The organism is Prosthecobacter algae, from assembly GCF_039542385.1.
GTDB classification, from domain to species: domain Bacteria; phylum Verrucomicrobiota; class Verrucomicrobiia; order Verrucomicrobiales; family Verrucomicrobiaceae; genus Prosthecobacter; species Prosthecobacter algae.
This window is the reverse complement of sequence record NZ_BAABIA010000021.1, coordinates 1-5,605: the sequence shown is the minus strand read 5'-3', so window position 1 is coordinate 5,605 and position 5,605 is coordinate 1. Positions and strand designations below refer to the sequence as shown.

Genomic DNA, 5,605 nt, shown 5'->3' with positions numbered 1-5,605 from the left:
CAAAAAAAACCCCCCTCTTTCATTGCTGAAGGAGGGGGGTATAAACTGGCGGCGACCTACTTTCGCAGGGCCTATCGCCCAACTATCATCGGCGCAACAGCGTTTCACTTCCGTGTTCGGAATGGGAACGGGTGGTGCCACTGTGCCATGACCACCAGACTGCTGATCAGGGTCAGGAATAATCCATGAACTGGTCAGTGTGTCTGAAGGCAAGGAACTTTACGTTCCCTGACAACTGCATACAAGGGTAAAAACAATTTCGGTCGAGGCAGACGGTGTGTCTGATTTGAAATGGAAGCAATGTAAGACAAACGGATGATTAGTATCTCTAAGCTGAACACATTACTGCGCTTACACCCGAGACCTATCAACGTGGTAGTCTTCCACGATCCTTCAGGGAAAATTAATCTTGGGATGGGCTTGGCGCTTAGATGCTTTCAGCGCTTATCCCTTCCGCACATAGCTGCCCAGCGATGCTCTTGACAGAACAACTGGAACACCAGAGGTGCGTTAATTCCGGTCCTCTCGTACTAGGAATTAAACCCCTCAATTTTCCTACGCCCACAGAGGATAGAGGACCGAACTGTCTCGCGACGTTCTGAACCCAGCTCGCGTACCGCTTTAACCGGCGAACAGCCGGACCCTTGGGACCTTCTCCAGCCCCAGGATGCGATGAGCCGACATCGAGGTGCCAAACCTTGCCGTCGATATGAACTCTTGGGCAAGATCAGCCTGTTATCCCTAGCGTACCTTTTGTCCGTTAAGCGACGGCAATTCCACATTAAACCGCCGGATCACTTTGGCCCACTTTCGTGTCTGTTCGACTTGTTAGTCTCACAGTTAGGCTGGCTTATGCCAATGCACTCAACACGTGATTGCCAACCACGCTGAGCCAACCTTCGCGCTCCTCCGTTACTCTTTGGGAGGATACCGCCCCAGTAAAACTGACCGGCTGACATGGTCCCACGCCCGGATTACGGGCCGCGGTTAGATCGTTCAATACCTAAGGGTGGTGTTTCATTAATGGCTCCATGTTACCCGAAAGTAACACTTCAAAGCCTCCCACTTACGCTAAGCATAGAAACCAAACGACCAGTGACAGCTTACAGTTAAGGTGCATAGGGTCTTTCCGTCCTTCTGCGGGTAAGCAGCATCTTCACTGCTATTACAATTTCACTGAGCCCCTCGTTGAGACAGCGGACAACTCGTTACACGATTCGTGCAGGTCGGAACTTACCCGACAAGGAATTTCGCTACCTTAGGACCGTTATAGTTACGGCCGACATTCACGGGGACTTGGGTTCAGAGCTTCGCATTGCTGCTAACCCCTTGCCTTAATCTTTCCGCATTGGTCACGTGTCACATCGTATACTTGGACTTTCGTCTTGGCACAATGCTGTGTTTTTGATAAACAGTCGGTTGTCCCCTTTCACTGCGACCCTAATAAATTAGGGCATCCCTTCTTCCGAAGTTACGGGACTAGATTGCAGAGTTCCTTAACGAGGTTTCACTCTTACGCCTTGGTATATTCTACCCACCCACCTGTGTCGGTTTGCGGTACGGGCGGCCTTGGAAAGGGGCACAGGCTTTTCTAGGCGCTCAGTTCAAGAGACCAGGCTTGGATTGCTCCGCACCCTTCTGCCACTTTCAATCGGCATGCTCTCTCCCCTGACGCGAACCTGTGCTTTAACCAAAACCGGTGCAGGAATATTGACCTGCTGTGCATCGCCTACGCCAAACGGCCTGGACTTAGCTCCCGACTAACCCTGGGATGAAAATCATTGCCCAGGAAACCTTGGGTTTACGGCGGACGGGGATTTCACCCGTCTTATCGTTACTTATGTCTGCATCCTCACTTCTGTAAACTCCACGGTCAGTCACCTTCACGCTTCAAGGCTTACAGAACGCTCCCCTACCAAAACATTGCCCTTGGACAATGTAGTCCAGAGCTTCGGTATAACGCTTATCGCCAATCATTTTCGGCGCGAGACCTCTCGATGAGTCAGCTATTACGCACTGTTTAAATGGTGGCTGCTTCTAAGCCAACATCCTCACTGTCAATGAGATCTCACTTCCTTTCCACTGAGCGTTATTTAGGCACCTTAGCTGCTGAGCTGGGCTGTTTCCCTTTCGACAATGAAGCTTATCCCCCACTGTCTTACTGCCATGCTTCGTTCGAGGGTATTCGGAGTTTGATTGAGGTTGGTAGGCGGGTATGCCCCCTAGCTCATTCAGTGCTCTACCCCCCTCGATAAGCGCATGACGCTGCACCTAAATACATTTCGGGGAGAACCAGCTATTACGGGGTTTGATTAGCCTTTCACCCCTACCCACAGCTCATCCGAGAACGTCTCAAGGTTCACCGGTTCGGTCCTCCACGTCCGATTAAAGACGCTTCAACCTGGCCATAGGTAGATCACCACCGCTTCGGGTTCAGCCCGTGCAACTTGTCGCCCTATTCGGACTTGCTTTCGCTCCGCCTCCACCCCAGAAGGGCTTAGGCTTGCCACACAGACTGACTCGCAGACTCATTTTGCAAAAGGCACGCCATCACCGGACAAGCCGGCTCTGACACCTTGTAGGTATGTGGTTTCAGGTACTATTTCACTTCGCTCACGGCGGATCTTTTCACCTTTCCCTCGCGGTACTTGTTCACTGTCGGTCACCAGCGAGTATTTAGCCTTATGCCGTGGTCGGCACAGATTCATGCGAAGTTTCACGTGTATCGCATTACTCAGGGTACCTCTAGGCGTTGTCGAGTTTTCGGTTACGGGCCTTTCACCCTCTGTGGAGCGACTTTCCATCCGCTTCACCTAACTCTTCAACTACCACATCGAGGCCCTACAACCCCAGGAGGAAACCTCCTGGTTTGGGCTGTTCCGCTTTCGTTCGCCACTACTGACGGAATCGCTTTCGCTTTCTTTTCCTCGCCCTACTGAGATGTTTCACTTCAGGCGGTTTAGCGTCTCTGCTCCTATGTATTCAGAGCAGAACGATACGGTATGAACCGTATCAGGTTATCCCATTCGGAAATCTCCGGATCAATGCCTGTTTGCGGCTCTCCGAAGCTTATCGCAGCTTACCACGTCCTTCATCGCCTGCTGGTGCCAAGGCATCCACTACATACCCTTTAAATCTTGCATTGCTCTAAAACCATTTCAGTGGCCTCACTCCGAGGAGCAAGACCGAAATTGGGTTTAGAACACACTTACTTTCATTCATTACTTTGAAACCTTTACGGGTCTCAACGTCTGGCTCTAATAAAATTGTTTCTTTACCTTGTATGCAGTTGTCAAGGAACTGTTAGTTCCGCAAAAAACATTCTCTCACATCTTAATCAAATGGTGGGCAGGACTGGACTCGAACCAGTGACCCCCGCCTTATCAAGGCGGTGCTCTAACCAACTGAGCTACATGCCCTTTTGGAGTTGATACCTGTGTCATTGGCTCAAATATGCCTAACCCCTTCCAACTTGTGGTGGAGGTTAGGAGACTCGAACTCCTGACATCAAGCTTGCAAAGCTAGCGCTCTACCAACTGAGCTAAACCCCCTGCTCAAGATGCTCTGATCTCAAAAACGAAAACTAAATTGTGCGCTGCAGTCATTTCCTGCACAGATAACATTTGTGAGCGCTTTCGCGGTTCACACACTTTGAATTGCGTTTCCACTCTTCATTAAGTGTCGACCTTGTTCATATAACGAGTGTGAGACACTCATGAACATACTCCATAGAAAGGAGGTGATCCAGCCGCAGGTTCCCCTACGGCTACCTTGTTACGACTTCATCCCAGTCACCAGTCTTGCCTTAGGGCGCTGTCTCCTTGCGGTTGACTCACGCACTTCGGGCGAAACCAGCTTCCATGATGTGACGGGCGGTGTGTACAAGACCCGGGAACGTATTCACGGTACCGTAGCTGATGTACCATTACTAGCGATTCCAACTTCATGTAGTCGAGTTGCAGACTACAATCTGAACTGAGCCCAGTTTTGCTGATTTCCTCCACCTCGCGGTTTCGGTTCACATTGTGCTGGGCATTGTAGTACGTGTGCAGCCCTGGTCGTAAGGGCCATACGGACTTGACGTCATCCCCACCTTCCTCCTCGTTGATCGAGGCAGTCTGATTCGAGTGCTCCGGTAAACCGGGTGGCAACAAATCACAGGGGTTGCGCTCGTTGCGGGACTTAACCCAACATCTCACGACACGAGCTGACGACAGCCATGCAGCACCTGTGCAAAGCGAGTATTGCTACTCTATCCGACTTTCATCGGAGACACAGTGCATGTCAAGACCAGGTAAGGTTCTTCGCGTTGCATCGAATTAAGCCACATACTCCACCGCTTGTGCGGGTCCCCGTCAATTTCTTTGAGTTTTAATCTTGCGACCGTACTTCCCAGGCGGCATACTTAACGCGTTAGCTCCGGCACAGGAAGGGTCGAATCTTCCCACACCAAGTATGCACCGTTTACTGCCAGGACTACCGGGGTATCTAATCCCGTTTGCTCCCCTGGCCTTCGTGCCTCAGTGTCAGTAACTGTCCAGTGACCTGCCTACGCCTTTGGTATTCCTCTCGATATCTACGCATTTCACTGCTACACCGAGAATTCTAGTCACCCCTCCAGTACTCTAGCACAGCAGTATCGGATGCAATTCCAAGGTTGAGCCCTGGGCTTTCACATCTGACTTACCATGCCACCTACGCACCCTTTACGCCCAGTGATTCCGAACAACGCTTGAGACCTCTGTATTACCGCGGCTGCTGGCACAGAGTTAGCCGTCTCTTCCTCTTGCGCTACCATCAATTTGCAAAGGTATTATCCCTGCAACCTTGTTCGCGCATGACAGGAGTTTACAATCCGAAGACCTTATCCTCCACGCGGCGTCGCTCCATCAGGGTTGCCCCCATTGTGAAAGATTCTCGACTGCTGCCACCCGTAGGTGTCTGGACCGTGTCTCAGTTCCAGTGTGGCTGGTCGTCCTCTAAGACCAGCTACCCGTCGTAGCCTTGGTGGGCTTTTACCCCGCCAACTAGCTGATAGGCCGCGGACCAATCGGGAAGTGACAGGTCTTTCGATCCCCGTCTTTAGTCTTTCGACCACATGCGGTATTAATCCAAGTTTCCCTGGGCTATCCCCCGCTTCCCGGAATGTATCCACGTGTTACGCACCCGTTCGCCACTGAACATCGCTTGTATTGCTACTCACAATGCCCCGTTCGACTTGCATGTCTTATCCACGCCGCCAGCGTTCGTTCTGAGCCAGAATCAAACTCTCCAAAAATTGGTGCTGACTTTAGTTTCCTTAAGTCAGCTAAATTGACCTTGCCATTCTTTCAGGCAAGCTGCGCATTCCATAACACGCAGCGCACAATTTAGCTTTCGTTTTTGTCTCTCCAAATCACTCAAGCAAACTCGGCTCTCACCTCACTTACTCTCGCCAATCTGAAGATGTTGTTTTCTGAAAGATCTTTTTCTGATTTCCAACTCAGTGAGCAACTTCGTTACTCGCTTCGCTTTCGTCAGCCGCTCCTGTTTCGGTGGCGGATTTGCAGTATGGCGAGTTCCCCCTTCCCCGCAACTCCTTTTTACTCTTTTTTAACGTTTTTTT

At 51.0% G+C, this 5,605-nt stretch carries 2 tRNA genes and 3 rRNA genes; all 5 read right to left on the bottom strand.

The features are described 5' to 3' along the window. Positions 1 to 43: 43 nt before the first annotated feature. Positions 44 to 159 (bottom strand): 5S ribosomal RNA (gene rrf, locus ABEB25_RS24350). A gap of 139 nt (positions 160 to 298) precedes the next feature. Then, a 23S ribosomal RNA gene (locus ABEB25_RS24345) occupies positions 299 to 3,143 on the bottom strand. Between the two features lie 199 nt (positions 3,144 to 3,342). After that, positions 3,343 to 3,419 (bottom strand) — tRNA-Ile (locus tag ABEB25_RS24340). Between the two features lie 56 nt (positions 3,420 to 3,475). Then, positions 3,476 to 3,551, bottom strand: a tRNA-Ala gene (locus ABEB25_RS24335). Positions 3,552 to 3,732: 181 nt separating this feature from the next. After that, positions 3,733 to 5,278 (bottom strand): 16S ribosomal RNA (locus tag ABEB25_RS24330). The 16S, 23S and 5S rRNA genes sit together here with 2 tRNA genes alongside, the layout of an rRNA operon. Positions 5,279 to 5,605: the final 327 nt, after the last annotated feature.